The organism is Aeribacillus sp. JST-2, from assembly GCF_056032925.1.
In genome coordinates, this window is the sequence record NZ_JBVVUU010000113.1 from 1 (window position 1) to 631 (window position 631).

At 34.9% G+C, this 631-nt stretch carries 1 protein-coding gene; it reads right to left on the reverse strand.

The annotated features are described in order from the left end of the window. Nucleotides 1–30 precede the first annotated feature (30 nt). The coding region (locus tag AC0KTX_RS16800) for a transposase (RefSeq protein WP_474253165.1) at nt 31–631 on the reverse strand (601 nt) is incomplete at its 5' end.

The window sequence follows — 631 nt, forward strand, 5'->3', positions numbered from 1 at the left end:
CAGGTCTTTGTGATATAATCTTACTTACGATTACTGATGCATTGTTGCCTTTTCGTAATCGTATTTCAGATTATGTGTGATAAGGTGATAAGCCGATTTCAAGAACTTATTCACGCATGCTATGGACGCAACTTTATGAGGTTTCCTCTGGGGTTGCGTTTTTAATTTATCATAATAATCTACAATATGATTTTGTGTATTTTTCCGTAGTTGGATCATGGTCTGGATCATGTAAAATAGAATCTTTCTAAGTTTGTTATTTCCTCTTTTATTAATCTTGTCTTTATAAAAGGTATTCCCAGATTGATATCTCATAATATCAATACCGACGTAAGCATTCAGTTGTTTATGGTTTTTGAATCGTCGAATATCTCCTAATTCTCCAATTAAACGAACTGCAGTCGTTTCTCCGATTCCTGGAAATGAAATTAAAATCTGATACTCTTGTTTATCTTTCGATAATTTAACCATCTTTTGGACAAGTTGATCTCTTTTCTCCTTCAAGTCTGCAATCCGTTTGGCATAATCCCGCACTTGTTCACAGCGAATATCATCTTTTGAAATTGCTGGATACGCTTCTTTTGCTGCTTCGATTAAAGCGATCCCTTTTTCTTCAGCACGTGCCAATGAT